Origin of the sequence: Bradyrhizobium sp. SZCCHNR1098, from assembly GCF_032489375.1 — a bacterium.
Lineage (GTDB): Bacteria > Pseudomonadota > Alphaproteobacteria > Rhizobiales > Xanthobacteraceae > Bradyrhizobium.
Window position 1 is genome coordinate 24,732 of sequence record NZ_JAUEXY010000008.1, and the last position, 21,834, is coordinate 46,565.

General features: G+C 67.7%; 21 protein-coding genes and 1 riboswitch. Of the genes, 7 read left to right on the top strand and 14 right to left on the bottom strand.

What is annotated here, in order from left to right; all coding sequences use genetic code 11:
* Window positions 1-562 precede the first annotated feature (562 nt).
* Entirely contained in the window at window positions 563-1,894 is a 1,332-nt protein-coding gene (locus QX135_RS17935; RefSeq protein ID WP_316179310.1) for a hypothetical protein, read from the top strand.
* Window positions 1,895-1,912: 18 nt separating this feature from the next.
* The gene (locus QX135_RS17940) at window positions 1,913-2,638 is read left to right on the top strand and encodes a formyltransferase family protein (protein ID WP_316179308.1); all 726 of its coding nucleotides are present in this window, start codon (window positions 1,913-1,915) and stop codon (window positions 2,636-2,638) included.
* 1 nt (window position 2,639) lies between these two features.
* Here the strand turns inward: QX135_RS17940 and bluB are convergent, their stop codons facing one another.
* A complete protein-coding gene (bluB, locus tag QX135_RS17945) occupies window positions 2,640-3,296 on the bottom strand; it encodes a 5,6-dimethylbenzimidazole synthase (RefSeq protein WP_316179306.1) in 657 nt (218 codons plus the stop codon).
* On the bottom strand, window positions 3,293-4,633 hold the full coding sequence (locus QX135_RS17950; protein ID WP_316162600.1) for a cobyrinate a,c-diamide synthase: 1,341 nt from the start codon (window positions 4,631-4,633) through the stop codon (window positions 3,293-3,295). The genes bluB and QX135_RS17950 overlap by 4 nt, the downstream gene beginning before the upstream one ends.
* A 47-nt stretch (window positions 4,634-4,680) precedes the next feature.
* On the opposite strand from QX135_RS17950, the gene QX135_RS17955 reads away from it, so the two are divergent.
* Window positions 4,681-5,811 carry a cobalt-precorrin-5B (C(1))-methyltransferase gene (locus QX135_RS17955; protein WP_316162602.1) on the top strand — a complete coding sequence of 377 codons (1,131 nt, stop codon included), beginning with the start codon at window positions 4,681-4,683 and terminating at the stop codon, window positions 5,809-5,811.
* Here the strand turns inward: QX135_RS17955 and cobM are convergent.
* From cobM to cbiE, 3 genes are read right to left on the bottom strand one after another with little or no spacing between them, the layout of a single operon-like run.
* Entirely contained in the window at window positions 5,781-6,542 is a 762-nt protein-coding gene (cobM, locus tag QX135_RS17960) for a precorrin-4 C(11)-methyltransferase (RefSeq protein ID WP_315777618.1), read from the bottom strand. The genes QX135_RS17955 and cobM overlap by 31 nt on opposite strands.
* On the bottom strand, window positions 6,539-6,943 hold the full coding sequence (locus tag QX135_RS17965) for a cobalamin biosynthesis protein (RefSeq protein ID WP_315739759.1): 405 nt from the start codon (window positions 6,941-6,943) through the stop codon (window positions 6,539-6,541). The genes cobM and QX135_RS17965 overlap by 4 nt, the downstream gene beginning before the upstream one ends.
* Window positions 6,940-8,175, bottom strand: a complete 1,236-nt coding sequence (cbiE, locus tag QX135_RS17970; protein WP_316162604.1) for a precorrin-6y C5,15-methyltransferase (decarboxylating) subunit CbiE — start codon at window positions 8,173-8,175, stop codon at window positions 6,940-6,942. The genes QX135_RS17965 and cbiE overlap by 4 nt, the downstream gene beginning before the upstream one ends.
* A 14-nt stretch (window positions 8,176-8,189) precedes the next feature.
* Between cbiE and QX135_RS17975 the strand changes: the two genes are divergently transcribed.
* Entirely contained in the window at window positions 8,190-8,963 is a 774-nt protein-coding gene (locus tag QX135_RS17975; protein ID WP_316162606.1) for a cobalt-precorrin-6A reductase, read from the top strand.
* Here the strand turns inward: QX135_RS17975 and cobJ are convergent.
* From cobJ to QX135_RS18015, 8 genes are read right to left on the bottom strand one after another with little or no spacing between them, the layout of a single operon-like run.
* Complete coding sequence (cobJ, locus tag QX135_RS17980) at window positions 8,927-9,694, bottom strand: precorrin-3B C(17)-methyltransferase (protein ID WP_316162608.1); 768 nt, start codon at window positions 9,692-9,694, stop codon at window positions 8,927-8,929. The two genes, QX135_RS17975 and cobJ, sit on opposite strands and share 37 nt — an antisense overlap.
* Entirely contained in the window at window positions 9,691-10,449 is a 759-nt protein-coding gene (locus QX135_RS17985; protein ID WP_316162610.1) for a precorrin-2 C(20)-methyltransferase, read from the bottom strand. Before QX135_RS17985 ends, cobJ begins: the two co-directional genes overlap by 4 nt.
* Window positions 10,446-11,078, bottom strand: a complete 633-nt coding sequence (locus QX135_RS17990) for a precorrin-8X methylmutase (RefSeq protein WP_316162612.1) — start codon at window positions 11,076-11,078, stop codon at window positions 10,446-10,448. The genes QX135_RS17985 and QX135_RS17990 overlap by 4 nt, the downstream gene beginning before the upstream one ends.
* The gene (cobG, locus tag QX135_RS17995) at window positions 11,071-12,345 is read right to left on the bottom strand and encodes a precorrin-3B synthase (protein ID WP_316162614.1); all 1,275 of its coding nucleotides are present in this window, start codon (window positions 12,343-12,345) and stop codon (window positions 11,071-11,073) included. Before cobG ends, QX135_RS17990 begins: the two co-directional genes overlap by 8 nt.
* Entirely contained in the window at window positions 12,342-15,764 is a 3,423-nt protein-coding gene (gene cobN / locus QX135_RS18000) for a cobaltochelatase subunit CobN (RefSeq protein ID WP_316162615.1), read from the bottom strand. The genes cobG and cobN overlap by 4 nt, the downstream gene beginning before the upstream one ends.
* Before the next feature lie 9 nt (window positions 15,765-15,773).
* On the bottom strand, window positions 15,774-16,811 hold the full coding sequence (gene cobW / locus QX135_RS18005; protein WP_315799163.1) for a cobalamin biosynthesis protein CobW: 1,038 nt from the start codon (window positions 16,809-16,811) through the stop codon (window positions 15,774-15,776).
* A gap of 19 nt (window positions 16,812-16,830) precedes the next feature.
* The gene (locus QX135_RS18010; RefSeq protein WP_316179300.1) at window positions 16,831-17,226 is read right to left on the bottom strand and encodes a DUF1636 domain-containing protein; all 396 of its coding nucleotides are present in this window, start codon (window positions 17,224-17,226) and stop codon (window positions 16,831-16,833) included.
* Window positions 17,227-17,229: 3 nt separating this feature from the next.
* On the bottom strand, window positions 17,230-17,862 hold the full coding sequence (locus tag QX135_RS18015) for a HupE/UreJ family protein (protein WP_316179298.1): 633 nt from the start codon (window positions 17,860-17,862) through the stop codon (window positions 17,230-17,232).
* A gap of 119 nt (window positions 17,863-17,981) precedes the next feature.
* Window positions 17,982-18,175: riboswitch (cobalamin riboswitch) on the bottom strand.
* A gap of 35 nt (window positions 18,176-18,210) precedes the next feature.
* Between QX135_RS18015 and cobU the strand changes: the two genes are divergently transcribed.
* The 3 genes from cobU to QX135_RS18030 are packed head-to-tail and all read left to right on the top strand — an operon-like array spanning window position 18,211 to window position 20,870.
* Window positions 18,211-18,747: a bifunctional adenosylcobinamide kinase/adenosylcobinamide-phosphate guanylyltransferase gene (gene cobU, locus QX135_RS18020; RefSeq protein ID WP_315799165.1), complete on the top strand. Its 537-nt coding sequence runs from the start codon at window positions 18,211-18,213 to the stop codon at window positions 18,745-18,747.
* A 16-nt stretch (window positions 18,748-18,763) separates the two neighbouring features.
* Window positions 18,764-19,372, top strand: a complete 609-nt coding sequence (gene cobO, locus QX135_RS18025; protein WP_315799166.1) for a cob(I)yrinic acid a,c-diamide adenosyltransferase — start codon at window positions 18,764-18,766, stop codon at window positions 19,370-19,372.
* Window positions 19,373-19,376: 4 nt separating this feature from the next.
* The gene (locus tag QX135_RS18030) at window positions 19,377-20,870 is read left to right on the top strand and encodes a cobyric acid synthase (protein WP_316179295.1); all 1,494 of its coding nucleotides are present in this window, start codon (window positions 19,377-19,379) and stop codon (window positions 20,868-20,870) included.
* On the opposite strand, the gene cbiB is transcribed toward QX135_RS18030, so the two are convergent.
* Window positions 20,857-21,828, bottom strand: a complete 972-nt coding sequence (cbiB, locus tag QX135_RS18035; protein ID WP_316179293.1) for an adenosylcobinamide-phosphate synthase CbiB — start codon at window positions 21,826-21,828, stop codon at window positions 20,857-20,859. The two genes, QX135_RS18030 and cbiB, sit on opposite strands and share 14 nt — an antisense overlap.
* Between the last annotated feature and the right edge of the window lie 6 nt (window positions 21,829-21,834).

Sequence of the window (21,834 nt, forward strand, 5' to 3'; positions counted from 1 at the left end):
ATTATCGCATTTTTCGACTCTGTCAGTTGCCGCGGACGCGATTTTTGAATCGCGTGACGACTTTTGCGACATTGCGCGCCTGATCCATCGCGTTCGTACGTTATAGTTGCTGATAGCACGATAGATGAAGCGATCGACGCGCTGCGTCGCACGCCGCCGACGCGCGCGCGTAGATGGCTAACATGTCTATAGCGTCAACGAATGTTGCTGAATGTTTCGATCTGCATCGAGGCTCCAGAGCGTCACCGCACGCGATATATCCGGTGTGAAACTCGTGATCCGCACTGCGACTTCGTTTACGAGACCAATCGTCCGCTTCGGCCTTGATAAGGCGCACTAGATCGAAGTGATTGCGAATACTTCTGCTCGCGCAGCCACGGTGTTTGTCATCTGTTGCGGCCTCGAGCAGCGCGCCCGGCAATATTGCGAAACGAAGTTCGCGTTTTCCGTGTCGAAAGCCCGGTCTTACTCGCATTATCGCAAGACACCGACGCAAGCGCATGCGCGATCGACGCGCCTGATTGGCCGACGTGGTCCGTTCTATTGTGCGGGAGGGCCCGGCATGACGCGACAAGATCTGAAGACCAACGACCACGACCCGGTGCAAAGCCTGCGCGCTCACGGCGTCAGGCTCGGTCAGCGGCAAGGTGATCGTCTGCAATGGCTGTCGCGAACATTCGGGCCGGTGGTTCACTGCGATGACCTTCCACCGCCTGGCCGTGGCCGTACTATCGTCCTGATCGACCCGCCAACGGGCGCCGGGGCGGAGCTGCTGTACGGCGCGCTGACCTCGCATGACGCCGTGGTGATCCCCTTCGGCGAAAACCCCGCGTTCGATTTCCTGAAATCCAAGTTGACCGAGTTCGGCACCGTCGGCACCTCAGCCGACGGCCCGCACGAATTATGGTGGGGCGGCCGCGACTGGCCTGCGCCGGACGCAGCACCGGCAACTGCGATGCGTGTCGTGTCCTGCCATTCAACGACGGTCGGCGACTTGCACGTCTATCATCTCAGACGCTCGTTGCAACGGCTCGGGCTCCCATTCGACGTCGAGGCGATCGATCGCCGCCCCGGCGAACGCCTGAGCGCTGCGGACAAGGCCGACTTCATCGCGCGGATGTGGCAGCGGAATCGCGAACCGCTGTTGTACGTCGAGGCCGACGTGATGTTCCAAGCACCTCCGGACCTTCCTCATCTGGCAGGCTGCGACTTTGCCGTCCATAAGTGGAACGGCTGGGAGATGTCGCCGCGCACCCTCTATTTCGGCCGGTCCAAGGCGGCCGGGACAATGCTGACAACCTGGCGTGAGATCGCCTCTTCATATCCCGATATCTGGGACGGCTATCAGATCGATCAGGCCTGGAGTGCGGTGAGCTCCCAGATCGCGCTCGACACGGTCTGGCTTCCCCGCAGCTACCATGCCGTCGCAGGGGAAGCCGGAGTCCGCAACGCGACGATCGTCCACAATCTGAAGCCGACAAAGGCTGATCTTGGTCCCGACCCGGACTTTGCCGAGGTGGCGCGGTCGCCCCGGCGGGCCGGGCGCGTCGGCGCGTTGGAGTCGCTGCTCGTGGTGCGCTCGAAAGTAAAATCCGACAGAGGTGTCACGGTCATCCTGCGCGACGTCGGAAGCAGCAGCGCACGCGCCGCCGCTGACAGCATCGAGAAGCTGACCAGCGCCTTCGTCGCTGATTGCGGCGGCTTTGGCCGCCTCGAGCTCTCACTGTGCTCGTGGCAGCCGGAGGTTCGCATCGCGCGGGAGGCCGCTTTGCTGGCCGACAACATGGTGCTCGAGATCATCCCCGGTCAGGAGCTGCCGGCCAATTTGTTCGCCGCGACGGCCACCTCCGGAGCTGCGCACCGGCCCGCCACCTTCAACGCCCATCGCCGCTGACGCCAACCAGGACAAATCATGTTCGACGCCATCATTCTTCTCACCGGCAGCCGCGACCAACAACTTGCGCTGTCGGAGCTGCTACGGGCGCACAACCCTGCCCTCGCATTCCGTTTCGCGGTCAGCCTGCAGGACATCGAAGCCATCGAACGCGATGTGCTCGGCAGATCCCGCCTGCTTGCCTTCACGACCGGCGTCATCGTGCCTGCCGACATCCTTCAGGCGCTCGGCCACGGCGCCTACAATTTTCATCCGGCCCCGCCGGATTATCCGGGCTGGGCGCCGGCTCATTTCGCGATGTACGACGGTGCGACACGCTTCGGCGCAACGGCCCATGTGATGGAGACCCGTGTCGACTGCGGCCCGATCGTCGGTGTCGAGACGTTCGACATCCCGCGCGGCGTGGATGTCCGTGGTTTGGAGCAGATGACGTTCGTGCGGCTCGCCTATTTGTTCTGGCGCATGTCGCGCGACCTCGCCTGCCATGCCGGCCCGCTGCCGGCGCTCGGCGTCGGTTGGAGCGGGGCGAAGAGCACCAGACAGATGTACGCCGCCATGTGCGACATGTCCGCCGACATCGATCCGGCCGAAATGGCGCGCCGCATCCGCGCCTTTCACGACGACTTCCGCGGCATTCCACTGACCATCAACCTGCACGGCACACGGTTTCAGCTCATGAGCGCCGCGGGCGCTGTTGGCGAGCCAAGGACGGTTGACGCACCGGCGTTGGCGCTCGCATCGTGACCTAGCGCTTGAGCGGCTTGATCACTGTCTGGTCGAGCCGCGTTTCCCAGCCGTGACGTTCCAGTTCGGGATCGTCATGTTCCTCCTGCGGCCAGCCGACGCAGAGATACGCAATCAGGCTCCAGTCGGACGGCAACGCGAGTTCGCGACAGACAGCCGCCGGGTCCAGGATCGACACCCAGCCCACGCCGAGACCTTCGGCGCGCGCCGCCAGCCAGAACGTCTGGATCGCCGCCACCACCGAGTAGCGGAGCGTTTCCGGCATCGTGGCGCGGCCGAGCCGATGACCGGTGGCAGCGCCCTCGTCGGCGCAGACGGCGAGATGGACCGGCGCCTGCGTCAACCCTTCCAGTTTGAGGCTTGCATAAAGCGCGCGGCGCTCACCATCATAGCCGGCGAGCGCGGCCTGGTTCGCGTGCTGGAAGTTCTCCATGACCGTCGCGCGGCGTTCAGGGCTCTCGACGAGCACGAACCGCCAGGGCTGGCAGAAGCCGACAGATGGCGCATGGGACGCGAGCGCGAGCAACTGTTCGATCAGCTCTGGGGAGACCGGATCGGCGCGGAAACGGCGGACGTCGCGACGCCAGCGCACCAGCTCGGCAAAGCGCTGCCGGAATGTCGCGTCGAACTGCGGAGGGCTTCGGCCTGGCTCGCTCATGCGCCCTCCCCGCTCAGGACGTGCAGGAACGATCCGGTCACCGACCCGCGCCGGGCGCCGCGCTCGGCGACGACGCCGCCCGACGCATCGCGGCACGCGATCAGCGGATCGTCTGCCTCGCTCAGGATGGTTGCATAGTGGAATTCGTGACCGTGAACGACGGCGCCCCTTCGGCCGAGGCTGCAATCGGCCAATAGGGTCGCTTGACGGTAGCCGAGATGCAAGCGGCGTCGTGCGAACGAGGTTTCCAGCGACAGCAGCCCCGCCATCGCATGCCGGACACCGTGGGCATCTTCGAGTCCCGCCCCCAGTGTCATGTAGCCACCGCACTCGCCGTGGATCGGCACGCCGCGCAAGGCCATCGCGCGCAGCGCATCGAGGAACGACCGCGCCGAGGCCAACCGTCCCGCATGCAATTCGGGATAGCCGCCTGGCAGCCAGACCGCGTCGGCTGCGGGATCTGGAGCCTCGTCGTTCAACGGCGAAAACGGGATGGCCTCCGCGCCCTGAGCGCGCCAGTGCCGCAGGAGATGCGGATAACTGAACGAGAAGGCCGCATCTGCGGCAAGCGCAATGCGCTGTCCGGGCGGTTTGATGCCAGGGCCAGATGTCTGCGCAGCGAGATCGGTAGAGCGGATCGGATTCGCGAGACCCAGCAGCGCCTCGAGATCGACGGCTCCGGAGACGCTTGCCGCGAGACGCTCGAGATGGGCTTCGAGGGCCGTGATCTCCTGGGCCTGGACCAGTCCGAGATGACGTTCGGGAAATGTCAATTGCGCGTCCCGCGCCAGCGCGCCGAGCAGCCTGATTCCGATGGTCGCGAACGCCGGCTCGATGAGCGCCCTATGCCGCTCGCTCGCGACCCGATTGAGGATCACGCCGGCCACGTGAACATCGTCGCGAAAACGCGCGCAGCCGAGCGCGACGGCAGCGGCCGTCTCGGTCTGCCCACTCACATCGAGAACGAGCACCACCGGCCAGCCGGTCAGGGCTGCGAGACCCGCGGCCGAGCCGCTGCCCGCGCGTCCGGGATGCGACGCGCCATCGAACAGGCCCATGACGCCCTCGACGATGGCGATATCGGCGTCGGCGGCAACGTCGCGGACAAGCCCCAGCAGTTGCGGCGCCGACATCGCCCAGCTGTCGAGATTGTAGCTCGTCCGTCCTGCCGCAACCGTGTGAAAGGCGAGATCGATATAGTCGGGGCCACATTTGAAGGGTTGCACGCGCGTGCCGCGCCGGCTGAGGGCACGCAGCAGTCCGAGCGTCACCGTCGTCTTGCCGGCGCCCGAACGCGGCGCGGCGATGATGATCCCGCTGGGCGCCACCCTGGTCATGGCCGCAACGCCGCCGAGGCATGGCAAAACGTGCTATGCGAACGGACATGATGGAAACCGCGGATCCGCCGAACCGACCGCTGAAGCGTGGCTGGACGACCGGCAGCTGCGCCACGGCCGCGGCGCGCGCCGCCTACGAGCTGCTGATCACGGGCAACTGTCCTGCCATGGTCGAGATCGCCCTGCCCGGCGGACGTCGTGTCGGCTTTGCGGTCGCGATGCACGAGGCCGACGGCGCGAAGGCAACCGCCGGCGTCATCAAGGACGCCGGCGACGATCCTGACGTCACGCACGGTGCGCTGGTCAAAGCGACTCTGCGGCGCGGTGCAGACAACTCCGGCATGACGTTCCGCGCAGGTCCGGGCGTCGGCACCGTGACGCGCCCGGGGTTGCCGCTGCCGCCGGGAGAACCTGCGATCAATCCGGTGCCGCGGGAGATGATCGCGGCGGCGATCGGCGAAGCCGCCGCAGCGCTCGGCGCGACGGGCGACGTCATCATCGAGATCTCCATTCCTGGCGGCGAGGAGCTTGCCAAGAAGACGCTGAACCCGCGCCTCGGCATCGTCGGCGGCCTGTCGATCCTCGGCACCACGGGAATCGTCGTGCCGTTCAGTTGCGCCGCCTGGATCCACTCCATTTATCGTGGCATCGACGTCGCGCGCGCCGCCGGCCTGCCGCACATCGCCGGCGCGACGGGAAGCACGTCGGAGAAGGCCGTGCAGCAGCTCCACAGCCTGCCGGAGACGGCGCTGATCGACATGGGCGATTTCGCCGGCGGCATGCTGAAATATCTGCGCCGGCATCCGGTGGCCCGCATCACCGTGGCCGGCGGCTTCGCCAAGATGACCAAGCTCGGCCAGGGCCTGCTCGACCTGCATTCGCGCGCCGGCGAAGTCGATCTCGGCTGGCTCGCGAACACGTTGCATGACGCCGGCGCGCCGGACGCGTTGGTCACGACCGCGCGCACCGCCAACACCGCGCTGCAGGTGCTTCAGGAGGCCGAGCGGCTCGGATTTCCGGCCGGCGAGGTCGTCGCGCACGCCGCCTGGCAGACGGCGCGGCGTGCGCTGAGCGACAACGACATTGCGCTCGATGTCGCCGTGTTCGACCGCGATGGCCGGCTCGTCGGACAGAGTTACGGGCCGGCTCATTCGCCCCTCCCGCGGAAGCGTCGCTGATAATCGGCATCATACAGCGCGCTATTGCGAAAATCCTCAGCTGCGAGCGCGCGGCCCACCAGGATCAGCGCGGTCCGCTCCACGGCGGAAGTCGTGATCTGCCCGACGATCGTCGCCAGCGTGCCGGTCAGGATCAACTGATCCGGCCAGCTCGCGCGATAGACGATCGCCACCGGACAGTCGTCGCCGTAGTGCGGCCGCAGCTCCTCGACGACTTTATCGAGAACGTGGATCGAGAGATGGATGGCGAGCGTGGCGCGCGACTGCGCGAACAGCGAGAGCTGTTCCGTCTCGGGCATGGCCGAAGCGCGGCCGGAGGTACGCGTGAGCACCACCGATTGTGCGAGTCCCGGCAAGGTCAGCTCGCGACCGAGCGCGGCCGCCGCCGCCGCGAACGACGGCACGCCGGGTGTGATCGTGTAGGGTATCCTCAACGCGTCGAGGCGCCGCAGCTGTTCGCCGAGCGCGCTCCAGATCGAGAGATCGCCGGAATGCAGCCGCGCCACATCTTCGCCCGCGAGCGTGGCACGCTCGATCTCGGCCACGATCTCGTCGAGCGACATCGGTGCGGTATCGACGATACGCGCACCGGGCGGACAATGATCGAGCAGCGCCTGAGGAACCAGCGAGCCCGCATAGAGACACACCGGGCAGCGCGCGATCAGGTCGCGACCACGCAAGGTGATCAGGTCGGCGGCACCGGGACCGGCGCCGATGAAGTGCACCGTCATGGCGCAGGCTCCGCATCGGTGACAGCCTCGCCCTCCGCCAGCGCGCAGGTCGCCGCGGCGTTTGCGACGCGCGCGAGGATCAGCCGGGCATTCGCGCCGGCGGCAGCCAGCGCGGCCGTCTCGGCCACCGAAGGTACACCCTTCAAGCGCCTCACGCGATCGCTTCGCGTGATCGCGCGGTCGGCGACAGCCGTCATCGCTGCAGAGGCAATTCCGAGCAGCGGACGGCCAAGCCGCTGCGCGGCGCAGATCACGCCAGGCTCGCTGACCTTGTCGGCCGCAGTGGCGAGCACCGCCACGTCCGCGGGTGCGAGGCGCGCAAGCGAGAGCGCATGTGCAATCACCGCCTCGATGTCTGCGACGCTGGCGGCACGGCGGCAGCCAATCCCGAGCGCGATCATGGCTTCGTCACCCGCCACTGCGTGATCGGCATGGCCTGCCGCCAGCCATGCATGCGACCGACCGGTTCGATCCGCGAAACGGCGATGCGGATCAGTTCACCGCCATGCTTGCCGAACAACTCGATCAGCCGCGCCTCGCCTTCGAGCGACACCACGTTGGCGACGAGGCGGCCGCCGGGTTTCAGCCGCGACCAGACGGCTTCGAACACCCCCGCTTCCGAAATGCCGCCGCCGATGAAGACCGCATCCGGCGTCTCGAGATCCGCCAGCACCGCCGGCGCGCGCCCCATCACCAGCTTCAGCTCGGGAGCGCCGAGCGCCAGCGCGTTGCGCATCGCCCGGTCGGCCCGGTCCTGCCGCGCCTCGATGCCGATCACGCGCAACGAGCCATGACGCAGCAGCCACTCGATTGCCACCGAACCCGAGCCCAGCCCGACGTCCCACAGCAGTTCGCCTGGACGTGGCGCCAGGGCCGACAACGTCACGGCGCGGACCTCGCGCTTGGTCAACTGGCCGTCATGCTCGAATAGGTCATCGGCAAGACCGGCGGTCAGCGGGATCACGGGCGCATCAACCTCTGCGTCAACCTCGATCGCGATCGTGGTCAACGGATGGATATCGGAAAGATCGAACGCGTCAGCCAGCGCGCTTCGCACCCGTTCGTGCGCGCCGCCGATCGCTTCCAGCACCGTCAGGCGCGAGCGTCCCATGCGGCGTGAGGTCAGCAGCGCGGCGAGCCTTGGGGCGGTGGATCCATCCCAGGCCAGCGCCAGAATGCGCGCCCCCGGCGCAAGATGGCGGATGATCCCTTCGAGCGCGCGGCCGTGCAACGTCACCTGCGCCACGTCCTGCAGCGGCCAGCCGAGCCGCGCCGCCGCGAGGCTGAAGGCCGAGGGCTGCGGGACGCACAGCATCTCGGCGGACGCGAAACGCTGCATGAGCTGCTTGCCGACGCCGTAGTTGAAAGGATCGCCGCTTGCGAGAACCACGACGGGCTCTCCCCGTCGCGCCGCGATCTGATCGAACGCAAGCTTCAGCGGGCTGGGCCAGGCCAGCCGTTCGCCCGCAATCAGCGGCGCTGCAAGCTCGAGATGACGGGTGCCGCCGACCACGAGGGCCGCCTGCGCAATGAGACGTCGCGCAGGCGTCGAGAGGCCGTCAACGCCGTCCTCGCCAATCCCGACGATGGACAGCCAGCGCTGCGCGTTGCAAGTTGCGGCCGAGTTCACCATGGACCCTGCCCCGCATGCGCATCCTCATTCTCGGCGGGACGACCGAGGCTTCGGAGCTGGCGAAGCTGCTCGCCGGCGACGACCGGTTCGCAGCGACGCTCTCGCTCGCCGGCCGCACCGCTTCGCCCAAACCGCAGCCGCTGCCGACGCGCATCGGCGGCTTCGGCGGCATCGCCGGACTGGAAGCCTGGCTGCGGGATCATGCGATCGACGCCGTCATCGATGCCACGCATCCCTACGCCGACCAGATCTCGCGCCATGCCGTCGCAGCCTGCCATGCGCTGTCGGTGCCGCTGGCGTCGATCCGGCGCGCGGCCTGGCAACGTCAGGCCGGCGACCGCTGGATCGAGGTCGACAGTGCCGACGACGCGGCTTCGGCGCTCGGAGCCGATCCGGCGCGTGTGTTCCTCAGCCTTGGTCGCCTGGAGCTCGCAGCCTTCGGGGCAGCCCCGCAGCATCACTATGTCGCCCGAACCATCGATCCGCCTGGTGACGTCCTGCTGCCCTCCGACATTCGCTTCGTCCATGATCGGGGGCCGTTCGACGAGCCGACAGAGGAAGCCTTTCTGATCCAGGAGCGCATCGCCTTCGTGGTGTCGAAAAACTCCGGCGGAGCCGCGACCTACCCGAAGATCGCAGCCGCGCGACGGCTCGCGATTCCGGTGGTGATGATCACCCGCCCCGTGAAGCCGCATGGCGTCGCGCTGGACGGCGCGCGGGCCGCGTTGCTGTGGCTGGAGGCGCAGCTCGCTCATGCGCCGCCCTCGACTTCACGACGCAGCGTATAGACGAAGGGCGGCTGGCGCCCGCGCGCGATCAGGCGCGTGGCCGTCGATCCGATCAGCACGAGCGTGCGCATGTCCGCCCTGTCGGGATCCACCTCGCCCAGCGTGGTGATGATCTGTCTGACATCACCACTGCCCGCGGCCCGCACCAGGATGACGATAGTCGAAGCCGGCTTGATCTGCCGCAGCAGCGCGAACGCCTCGCCCAGCTGATGCGGGCGCGCCTTGGACAGCGGATTATACAGCGCGATGACGAAATCAGCTGCAGCGGCCGCCTCCAGGCGGCGGCGGATGGTCGTCCAGCTCTTGAGATTGTCAGACAGCGAGATCGCACAGAAGTCGCCACCGAGCGGCGCCCCGACCTCGGCCGCGGCTGCCAGCATGGCCGTGACACCAGGCTCGACACGGATGTCGAGGTCGCGCCAGGCCGCCGGTCCCGCCTCGACCGCTTCGAACACCGCTGCGGCCATCGCGAAGACGCCGGGATCACCGCCCGACACCACCGCGACCTGCTTGCCGTCGCTTGCGAGCCCGAGTGCGTGGCGGGCGCGGTCGAGCTCGACGCGATTGTCGCTGGCGTGCCGGATCTGGCCCGGACTCGTCGTGGTCACTCTGTCGAGATACGGTCCATAACCGATCAGATCGGTCGCGCGAGCGATGGCGGCCGAGGCGGCCGGCGTGATCAGTTCGGCTCGCCCCGGGCCGACGCCGACGATGGTCAGCGTGCCCGTCATAGCCGTCGCCCCTGTCCGGGGATCAGGATCATCGAGAAATAGGGGCCGCGCTCCAGCTCCACCTCGGCCAGGGGCGCGACACGCTGCGCCTCCATCGTGCCGCGCTCGACATAGAGCGCGCGATCGAGCAAGCCGGCGCTGATGATCGCGCGCTTCACCTTGGTGAGGTTGCGCCCGACCTTCATGATGACGGCGGCCTCACAACGCGTCAGCCGGTCATGCAGGACGTCCTCGCCCAGCGTGCCCGGCAGCACGGAGAGGACGTCGTCGCCCCAGGTGATTGGAACATTGGCCTTGGTCCAGCAGCCGGACATGCCGGTTACGCCCGGGACGACCTCGACCGGATGATCGCGCTCGAGCCGCCGCCACATATGCATGAACGAGCCGTAGAAGAACGGGTCGCCTTCGGATAGCAGACCGACCGATCGCCCCGCCGCCAGATGCGCGGTGATGCTGTCCGACGCACGTCGGTAGAAGTCGGCGATCTGGGACTGATAGAACAGGTCGGCAACGGGCAATTCCTCCGTGACCGGATATTCGAGCCGCAGCTCGTGCCGGCCCGATTCCATCAACGGCGCCACGATCCGTCGCGCGTTGCCTTCCATGCCGCGCTTGGCAAAGAACGCCACCACGTCGACGGACCGAACCAGACCAGCGGCGCGCAAGGTCAGATAGCGAACGTCGCCCGGACCGACGCCGATGCCGTACAGCGTACCCGGATCGGCCGAGCCCGCGATGGTGTCGAGCAGGCTCATTCGACGTCGCTCGCGATCGCATTCACCGCCGCGACCGCCATGGCGCTGCCGCCCTTGCGACCCCTCACGATCAGATAGGGCACACGGCCGTCCACCGCGAGCGCCTCCTTGGATTCCCGGGCTCCGACGAACCCAACGGCCGTTCCGATCACCGCAGCCGGTCGCGGCGCGCCCTGATCGAGCATGTCGAGCAGATGAAACAGCGACGTCGGCGCGTTGCCGATCGCCACCAGCGCGCCGCCGAGATGCGGCCGCCACAGCTCCAGCGCTGCCGCGGACCGCGTCGTGCCGAGCTGCTCCGCAAGCGCCGGCACGGCGGGAGCATCGAGCGTGCAGATGATCTCGTTCCTCGCCGGCAGCCGCGCCCGCGTGATCCCCTGCGCCACCATCTTGGCGTCGCACAGGATTGGCGCGCCACGATCGAGCGCCGCCCGCGCTTCGGCGGCGAAGTGTTCGGACATGGCGATGTCGGAGGTGATCTCGACCATGCCGCAGGCATGGATGATGCGCACGGCGATCTTCTCTTCCAGTCCGTGGAAGCGCGACAGATCGGCCTCGGCGCGGATGGTCGCGAACGAACGGCGATAGATCTCCGCCCCGTCCTTGATGTAGTCGCGCAGCTCAGACATCGGCCTTTTCTTTCGTTTCGAACAGCCCGTCGACGTCGGTCTCAGTGGGATCGAGCATGCCGCAGGATTCGCTCTTCACCGTGCCGTTGCGGACGATGTGATAACCTTCGCCCTCGCCGACCAGCACGACGTCCGCGGCTGCCGAGCGTGCGCAGCCCTTGGCGCAGCCGGAGACGTGCAGCGTGCCGTTGAATCCGGTCCGGGCCATCGCATCCGCGAGCACGCGGGCATGCTGTCGCGTCGCCAGTCCGGTCGATGGACAGCAGCCGGCGCCCGAGCAGGCGTCGATGCGCATCAATGGATCGGCATCGTCGACGACCAGGCCGAGCCGGGCGGCATCCGCCACCAGTTGCTCCGCGGTCACGGCGCCCGCGGCGACATACAGCGCACGCCATGGTGACAGGCGGACCTCGGCAACATCGTGTGCCGCGAGCATGGCCGCAAGCCGCGCCAGCGTGCCGCTATCGATGCGGCCGAATGGCACGCCGAGACCGACGGCGCAGGTTTGATCCGTCAGGGCAATGATGCCGCAACGTCGCTGCGAAATGGTTGCTGACGCCGTCGCGACGGCGTTTGAAACATCGAGGCCCAGTTCAGCGCGGATGGCAGCGCTCGCTTGCGGCTGCAACGTCGCGGAACGTCGCGTCGGGCTGTGTTGCAGCACCAGCCGCGCGAGGTGAACGGCCGTCGACGCCGCGTCGGTCACGGCTGCCGTTCCCAGCCACACATAGTCGTTCGAACCGGCAATGCCGACGGCGATCCGCCTTGCCTCGGTGCCACCACAGGCGACGAGACGAATATCCGCGGCGAGCCCGGTCAGCGGCAGCCTGCCGCCGCCATCCAGCGCAAAGCCGAACTTGGGCGGCAGCGCATGGAGCGCCTGATCCGAGGCCAGCAGCGTCTCCAGCTCGGCAGCGACGGGACGCATGTCGACCCATTCGGCCGGGTCGAGTCCCGCCAGCGGATTGACGACGATGTTGCGGATGGCCTCGAGCTCGGCGCTGTCATCGAGCAGGCCGAGCGATGCCATCAGCTCCCACAGCGGCGCGAGCGTCTCGGACGATACGCCACGTATTTGCAGATTGGCGCGGCGCGTGAGGTCGATCTGGCCGTTGCCGTAGCGCCGAGCGGCCTCGGCAAGCTCGCGCAGCGCCGACACCGGCAACGCGCCGCCATGCGGCCGGACACGAACGATGAGGCCGTCGCCGCTCGGCATCGGCCGCCGCGCGCCCGGGCACCAGCCCTTGATCTCGACCGAGGCGGTCATGACGCGCTCTCCGCTTGCGTCAGGCGCGTGCGCGCATGCGCAAGCTCATCGGCGACGGCATTTCGGCGTGGCACCCACAGCTGCCGTCGCAGCGCGTCTTCGAATCGCGCCACGATCGCGGCGACGGCCGCGGGATTGCGTGCGGTCATGCCGTCCAGCACGGCCTCGTCACGCAGCAGCGCCCCATGCGCCAGATCGAACAGGTGCTCGGCAACGGTGTCGGAGGTGGCCGCAAAGGCGTAGAGCGCGTCGACGCCCTGCGCGATCTCGGCGACGCCGCGATAGCCATGCGCAAGCATTCCCGCAATCCAGCGCGGATTGGTGAGACGGCCGCGCACCACGCGGGCAATCTCCTCGCTGAAGCTCCGCGCCGCCGGCGCCTCCGGACGGCTGGTGTCGAGATGCAGCAGCGTCGGCGACGCGCCGAGCGACGCTGCAGCGGCTGCGAAGCCTCCGGCAAAGTCGGCGGCCTCCTCGCCATCGAGCAGGTCGCGCTCACGATCGTCCTGCGGATGCACGAGGGCGTCGGCACTGCGGACGCGGGCGCGGAACGTGTCGGAAGCAGACGCGCCGTCATGCGTCCCGCCAAAGCTATAAGCGGCGCTCTCGAGATACGCCTCGCCGAGCTGCCACCGGCTCGTCCAGTCCATTCCGAGCGCAAGGTCGGCGGCAACGGCACCGTAGCTGCCAGGCGCCCCGCCGAACACGCGCGCGAGGCTCTCGCCGCGCCGCCGTGCCGCGGCCAGCGGATTGTCGGCATCGTCCTCGTCGAGAGACGCCACTTTCTGCACGGCGAGATCGAACAGCGCGATCTGCGCTTCGAACAGGTCGCGAAACAGCCCCGAGATCCGCAGCGTCGCATCGATGCGCGGGCGGTCGAGCATCGCCAACGGCAGTACGTCGACGCCGGTGACACGATTGGAGTTCAGGTCCCAGCGCGGCCGCACGCCCAGATAAGCCAAGGCCTGGGCCAGATCGTCACCGCCCGTGCGCAGCGATGCGGACGCCCAGAGATCGAGCATGAGCGCGCGCGGGTAGTCACCATGATCCTGCAAATAGCGCCGGATCACCTCGTCAGCCGCGCGTACGCCGACCACAGCGGCGGTCCGGGTCGGGATCGCACGCGGGTCGATCGCGGTGAGATTGCGCCCCGTGGGCAACACGTCGAGCCGGCCGCGGCTCGGCGCGCCGGCGGGACCGGCAGCGACGCGGCGACCGTCGAGTGCCGCGAGCAACGCGCTACCTTCGGCTGCAGCGCTCGCGGCGATCCGTGCGGCGATGTCGGCGCGATCGACCGTCGCGGCCGCCGGCCCCATGGCCGCCGTGATCGCGTCCGCAAGCAGGCCGGTCGCCGCCGTGTCGGGCGCTTCCCCGAACACATGCAGGCGGTCGCGCACCGCGAGCTCCTTGATGTCGCAGAGCTGCGCATCGAGCTGTGCGATCGCCTCGCGTCCGGTCATTGCGCGGTCGAGCCCGCAATCGGCGGCCAGGCCGCTCTGCCAGGCCCGCGCGACAATCTCGTCCTCAAGGAGTCCGAGCCGGCGTTTGTCGAGGCCATCCGCCTCGGCATATTCCTCGACCAGCCCCTCCAACTCCAGCAACGGTCCGTGCAGACCGGCCTGCGACAGCGGCGGCGTCAGATGCCCGAGCGTCAGTGCCGACAACCGCCGCTTGGCCTGCATCGCTTCGCCGGGATTGTTGACGATGAAGGGATAGATCACCGGCAGCGGACCCAGCACGGCCTCCGGCCAGCACGCATTTGACAGCGCCAGCGCCTTGCCCGGCAGCCATTCCAGTGTGCCATGCGCACCGAGATGAATCAGCGCATCGATCCGCTCGGCCTCACGCAGATGCGCATAGAGCGCGACATAGGCGTGCCGCGGAGGCACGCTCGTGTCATGGTAGCCAGACTTGCGATCGGCGCGATTGCCACGATCCGGCTGTAGCAGGATCGATAGTTGTCCGGCGTGCAGCACCGAAAAACGAAAGGCGCCATCTCGAACCGCCGGGTCGGCTTCCGCCTCTCCCCAATTGTCATGCAAGGCACGCTGCAGATCGTCCGGCAACAGCGCCAGAGCACACCGATAGGCCGCGAGCGGCACGACGAGCTCATCTGCCTCGTCCCGCAGCAGCGCGTCGACATCTTCGGCGGTCGGCGCTGCGCGGCCGATATCGTACCCCGCCTCCGCCAACAGCCGCGCAATGGCGGCTGCGCTTTCGCTGGTGTCGAGACCGACAGCGTAGCCGCGGCGCCCGCCGCGCGCCGGATAGTCGGAGAGCAGCAGCGCCACGCGCCGCTCGCTTGCCGGCAGCGCCCGCAGCCGCGCCCATCGCGCCGCGAGCCGGGCGACGTAAGCGATGCGGTCGTGTCGGGGCACATAGCGCATCGTGCCGAACTGCAGACGCTCATCCGCGGGCGCTTCGCCCTTGAACGCAATCGGGCGCGCCAACAGTCGGCCGTCGAGCTCCGGCAGAACGACATTCATGGCCAGATCCGTCGGCGACAGTCCGCGCGCCGACGAGGCCCAGGCCTCTTCGGTGCTCTGCGCCTGGATGATCTGCAAGACCGGCGCGTCCGCGAGGTCGAGCACCGTGGTGCCGTCGTCGCGCAGCGCCGAGAACGCGGTGGCGTTCAAAATGATCGCAGGACGCCGGCGCTGGACGAGTCGCGCCAGTGCATCCCCGATATTGGGATCCTTCAGGCTGGTCACCGCGACCGCGACTGCCGCCAGCCCTTCACCTTCGAGCGCCCGCATCAGGTCCGCGATCCCTGCCGTATCCGCGGCGAGCAGGCCCGCACGGTAGAACACGATCAACGCGGTGGGCCGCGCATCATCGTGGCCGCAGAGATCATCGATGCCGACGGCTCCGCGATCGGGCATGAAGCCGACGATCGAACCGATCGCGACCGGCTCCGCAAAATGCGCGTCGCGCCCGAGCAGCGTCGCGAGATAGCGCAGGGCCTCGCGCGCATTGCCGACGCCGCCCTCGTGCAGATAGCCGTAGAGACGCGAGGTCGCGTCCTGCGGCAGGGTCGAGAGCGCATCGAGCCTCTCGTCGGCGCGATCATCACCCGGCAGTGCCGCGAACAGGATGTGGCGGCTGCGGCAGACCGATGCGATGCGCTCCAGCCCGTAGCGCCAATAGTCGAGCCCGCCGAGACAGCGCACGACGACGGCGCGCGCGCCCAGCACGACGCGGTCGACATAGAGATCGACCGACATCGGATGCTTCAGCCGTTTCAGGCTCGCGAGGCGCAGGCTCGGCAGCTCATCCGACGACGCGGTCCAGGCCTCGGCCAATGCCGACAAGTCGCTATCCGAGAACGACAGCACGACGATTTCGGCCGGCGACTGCGCAAGATCCACGGCCTGTTCGAGGTCGTCGAGATCCGCGCCCGTTGTCGCCAGCAGGTGCATCGGTCCCGCCTATCCTGTGATCAGGCTCTGGATGGCGGCGGCATCGAGGCCGCGCTCGCCGATGATCACCAGCCGCCCCTGCCGCGATTCGCCGGATCGCCACGGGCGCTCGAACTGATGCTGGATGCGGTTGCCGACGGCCTGCACCAGGAGGCGCAGCGGCTTGCCGGCGACTTCCACGAACCCCTTCACGCGCAATACGTCATGCGCGTCGACGGCGGCCGCGATGCGGTCGACGAGCGCATCGGGCGAAGCCTGCGCCGGAACGTCGAGCACGAAACTCTCGAAATCGTCGTGGTCGTGCTCGGCCTCGTTGTCGTGATGTGACGGTCGGGCCGCGAGATCGTCCTCCGCTGCGGCACCGAGCCCGAGCAGAATTGAAGCCGACAGCCTGCCGTGCTCCGTCGCGATCACCTTGACGGCACGCTGCACCTTCGCCGTGATCTCGGCCGCGACATCCTTGCGCTGCTCCTCGCTCATCAGGTCGCTCTTGTTCATCACAACGAGATCGGCGCACAGCAGCTGGTCCTCGTAGACCTCCTCCAGCGGGTTGTCGTGATCGAGTGAAGCATCACTGGCGCGCTGCGCGGCGAGCGCTTCGGGATCGTCGGCGAAGCGTCCCGCGACCACCGCCGGGCCGTCGACGACCGCCACCACACCGTCGACGGTGACGCGCGTCGCGATCTCCGGCCAGTTGAAGGCCTGCACCAGCGGCTTCGGCAGCGCGAGCCCCGAGGTCTCGATCACGATATGCTCGGGCGGCTCCTTCTGATCCAGCAGGCTCCTGAGCGCGGGCACGAAATCATCGGCAACGGTGCAGCACAGACAGCCGTTCGACAGCTCGACGATGCGATCCTCCGGACAGTCCGGCACGCCGCAGCCTTTCAGGATGTCGCCGTCGATGCCGACATCGCCGAACTCGTTGACGATGATGGCGAGCCGGCGACCGTTCGCGGTCTCGATCAGGTTGCGCACCAGCGTGGTCTTGCCGGCGCCGAGGAAACCGGTGACGATGGTGCAAGGCGTCTTGGCGAACGACTTCGTCATGGCGATACGATCTCTCGTTTCAGCGTGGTGCTGACAGCGCGGGAACGCGCGCAACGGTGTTCTTGCGGATGTATTCGGGACGCTCGCGCCAGGCCGGCAGGCCGGCGTCATGGCGCTGATGCAGCTGCGCGAATGTCAGCACATCCTGAACATGCAGATCCGGATCGAGCGCGCCGAGCACGTAGGTCCATTTGCCCGGCGCCGTCACTGCAACCGTGCACGCACGATTGCAGTTGGACAGGCACTCGACGCCGACCACGGCGACACCGGCGCGCTGCGCGGTCGGCAACGTCTCGATCGCGGCGAGCAGACGGGCTCCGGCCCGCGGCTGATCAGGCGGCGTAGGTTCCGTCGCCTGCGAACGGCAGGTGACGCAGACGAACAGCGTCGTCTCACCAATCTCCGATGCGGTCATCAATCAGCCGATCACGCCGGCCGCCGTCGCCGCGGCGACCCCACCCACCAGCACGATGGCAGCGCCCGCGAGCCGCAGCGCCAGCGGTGCGGCCGCTTTGGCCTTCGCCGACAGCAGCCTGGTGCCGAGGAACGCGCCGGCGGCGATGATGGTCTGGATCACGAGCAGACCGACGAGATAGGCCCCGAGCGGGGTGTTCTCGGCCCCAACGATCGATTCACCCAGCGCATAGCCGTGGACGAGGCCGGTCACGGCGAACAGGCCGGCGACGGGCAGCACGCCGAAACGGCCACGCATCGCCACCACCAGCCCAACCACGGCGGTGGTCAGGCCGACCAGCAGCTCGGCAGCCGGGATGTTGGCCTTGGCCACGTGAAGACCGACGCCCGCGATCATCGCGGTGGTGAAGGCGAGCACCGGCGCGAAGCCGCGGCCCAGAAATGCTGCGACGATGCCCGCACCGACGATGGCGGCCAGATGGTCGATTCCGATCACAGGATGGCCGAGGCCGGACAGCAGGCCCTGCGCAAACGTCTGCGGCAGTTTGCCATCCATCATGTGATGCGCGAAGGCGGGATCGGCGGCGAGCAGCACCAGGCTCGCGGCTGCAAAGGTCGTGATACGGGTCAACTTCATGGCCGTCTCCGTCGCTTGCCGGCTCCCCCAGAGGACCGGACGATGCGCTGCATCCGACGGCATCCCGCCCATCCTGGCGGGATCAGAACCAGCATCGCGACTCCCCGCGCGACGGGTCGGCCAACAGCAATGTCGACGGCAGGTCTCCTGGCTCTCGGGTCACCGCATGAAGCCACCTTCCCGGTTTCCCAGTGGTGTCTTGGCCTCACACTCGCCGATTACAGTTGCGGGGGCAGCCACGGCCTTGGGTCAAGAACCCGCACCGTGTTCCCTAAATCTCTCCTTTCGGAGAACCGTCATCTGTTAGATACGGGTCGCGCCAAAGCCCGTCAATCGGAATCGTCCCCCATGGTCCCCGCCCGCCCGCATCCCGCCCTGCCGCGCCTCACCCTGGTGCTCGGCGGCGCGCGTTCCGGCAAGAGCCGTCATGCCGAGGCGCTCGTAACCGCCCTTCCCGCACCTTGGACCTATGTTGCGACCGCGCAGGCGTTCGACGATGAGATGAAGGACCGAATCGCGCAGCACAAAGCGCGCCGCACCGAGGGATGGCAGACGTTGGAGACCACGCATGATCTTGCAGGCCTGGTCCGTGCACGGGCAAATTCGAGCGCGCCGATGCTGATCGATTGCCTGACGCTGTGGCTCAGCAATGTGATGCTCGCCGACATGAACGTTCCGGCACGATGCGCCGAGCTGATCGAGGCGTTCAGGGACGCGCCTGGCCCCGTCGTTGCCGTGTCCAATGAGGTCGGACTGGGTATCGTGCCGGACAACGCGCTCGCGCGCGCCTTTCGCGATGCCCAGGGGCGACTGAACCAGGACGTCGCGGCCGTGGCGGATCGCGTGATCCTGATGGCGGCCGGCCTGCCGCTGACATTGAAGTAACGGGAAGGACATGCCGATGACCGAAAGCGCCGACGATTCACGCCACAAGGCGAAGATGGAGAACCGCAAGGCGGTGCAGGATGCCGAGGTCGCCTCCAAGACCGTCGAGAAGGGCCTGCTGATCGTTCACACCGGCAAGGGCAAGGGCAAATCGACGGCGGCCTGGGGCCTGATGCTGCGCGCACTCGGCCGCGGTTTTCGCATCGGCGTCGTGCAGTTCGGCAAGGGCGCGTGGGAAACCGGCGAGCGCAAGGCGATCGAGAAGTTCGGCGATCAGGTCTCCTGGCACACGCTCGGCGAGGGCTTCACCTGGGAAACGCAGGATCGCGCGCGCGACGTCGCCGCGGCCGAGCGCGCCTGGGCAAAGGCAAAGGAGCTGATGGCGGATCCGTCGATCCGGCTGCTCGTCCTCGATGAGCTCAACATCGCGCTGCGCTACGATCACCTTGATATCGCAGACGTCGTCGCCACGCTCGCAGGGCGCCGTCCCGATCTGCACGTCGTCGTCACCGGGCGCAACGCCAAGCCGGAGCTGATCGAGGCCGCCGATCTCGTCACCGAGATGAACCTCGTGAAGCATCATTTCGCGGCCGGCGTGAAGGCGCAGGAAGGCATCGAGTACTAGGCCCATGAGCGCGCGCGCCATCATGTTCCAGGGCACCGGCTCCGACGTCGGCAAATCGCTGATCGTCGCGGGGCTCGCGCGCGCGCTGACATTGCGCGGCCTCAAGGTGGCGCCGTTCAAGCCGCAGAACATGTCGAACAACGCCGCCGTCACCGCTGATGGCGGCGAGATCGGCCGTGCCCAGGCGCTGCAGGCGCGCGCGGCGCGGCGGCCGACGACCGTGCACATGAACCCGGTGCTGCTGAAGCCGCAGAGTGAGATCGGGTCGCAGGTCGTGGTGCAGGGCCGCGTGGTCGGCAACGCCAAGGCGTCCGCCTATCAGGCGATGAAGCCGCAACTGATGGCGGCCGTGCTGGACAGCTTCCATCACCTCGCAGCGGATGCCGACATCGTGCTGGTCGAAGGCGCGGGCTCCGCCTCCGAGATCAACCTGCGCGCGGGCGACATCGCCAACATGGGTTTTGCGCAAGCCACGCAGATTCCGGTGGTGCTGATCGGCGATATCGATCGGGGCGGCGTGATTGCGAGCCTGGTCGGCACCAGGACTGTGATCCCGCCGGACGATGCCGCGCGCGTGGCAGGTTTCCTCGTCAACAAGTTTCGCGGCGATCCGGCCTTGTTTGCGTCAGGCATGAACGAGATCGAGAAGCGGACGGGGTGGACATCGCTCGGGCTCATTCCGCATTTTTCGGATGCGCGCCGCCTGCCAGCGGAGGACGCGCTTGGCCTGGCTGAACGCGGATCATCGGGAGGACAGCGGCCGAAGGTCGTCATCCTCGCCTACCCGCGCATCTCCAATTTCGACGAGTTCGATCCGTTGCGGCTGGAAGATGGAATCGATCTGCAGTTTTTGCGGCCTGGCACGCCGATCCCCGGCGACGCATCGATGGTGATCCTGCCGGGCTCGAAGGCCACGATTGCCGATCTCGCCGCCTTGCGTGAAGTCGGCTGGGACATCGATCTTATCGCGCATCTGCGCCGCAGCGGCCGCGTGCTCGGCATCTGCGGCGGCTATCAGATGCTGGGGCGTGTGATCAGCGATCCCGATGGGCACGAGGGCACGCCCGAGTCCGTCGCGGGACTTGGCCTGCTCGACGTCGAAACGACATTGACCGATGACAAGGCGTTGCGCGAGGTCCAGGGCACGCTGACGCACGATAAGCTCTCGTTCCGCGGCTACGAGATGCACATCGGCCACACGGAGGGACGGGCGACACAGCGCCCCTTCCTGACCTTCTCCGATGGCCGGCGCGATGGCGCCATCGCGCCTGATGGCCTGGTAGCCGGCTGCTACGTGCATGGCCTGTTCGCCGACGACGGCCTGCGCAGCCATTGGCTGCGCGGCCTCGACGCGACGACCAGCGGCCTCTCCTATGAGATCGATGTGGACACGACGTTGGATGCACTCGCGGAGCATCTCGAGCGCTACGTTGACGTGGACCGTATCCTCGCATTGGCAAGCAAGCCCGCGCCGGCCGTCGTTGCTACAGGATCCTGACCAGGACGAGTCCTGCGACGACCAGGACCTGAACCAGACAGGCCAGCCGATACAGCCGCAAGGCGCTCCGGATGTCGGACGCGTCGAGATCGGCGTGCCCATCGCCCATCCAGGCATCGGTGACGAGATGACCGTGATAGACGCGCGGCCCCGCCAGGCGCAGTCCGAGCGCACCAGCCATCGCCGCTTCCGGCCAGCCGGCATTGGGCGAACGATGCTTCGACGCATCACGTGCAACGGCTCGCACCGCGGCCGAAGCCGAGGCGCTCGGGATGCAGGCCGCAGCGGCTGCGATCCACAGCGCGGACAGGCGCGAGGCCGGCAAGTTGACGAGATCGTCGAGCCGCGCCGCCGCCCAGCCGAACGCGCGGTGCCGGTCCGAGAGATGACCGATCATGCTGTCCGCGGTGTTGAGAGCCTTGTAGATCAGGATACCAGGAAGACCACCGACGACGAGCCAGAACACGGGTGCGACGACGCCATCGGAGAAGTTTTCTGCCAGGCTCTCGATCGCGGCCCGCGCAACGCCGGCTTCATCCAGCCGATCGGGATCGCGGCCGACGATCATCGAGACGGCTCTGCGGCCGCCCTCGAGCCCCTCCTGCTCCAGTCCTTCCGCGACCGCCGCAACATGCGTGTCGAGACTGCGCTGGGCCAGCAGGCTGCTTGCCGCCACACCAAGGACGATCGTTGCGACCGGCTCGCCCACGACCGCCTGCATCACCCACGCTGCGGCGAGGCCGATGGTCATCATGCCGGCCACGAGCAGACAGACGAGCCCGACGCCGCGGGCTCGTCGCGCGGCAAAGCCGTCTCCTGCCCCGTTCCAGCGGCGGTCCGCCCATGCTATCAGCGCACCCATCCACATCACGGGATGGCCGATCCGCCGCACCAGGACCTGGGGATAACCGACCGCCGCCTCGACGAGCAGCGCCGTGAGCGCGAGAGAGACGAACATCGATCT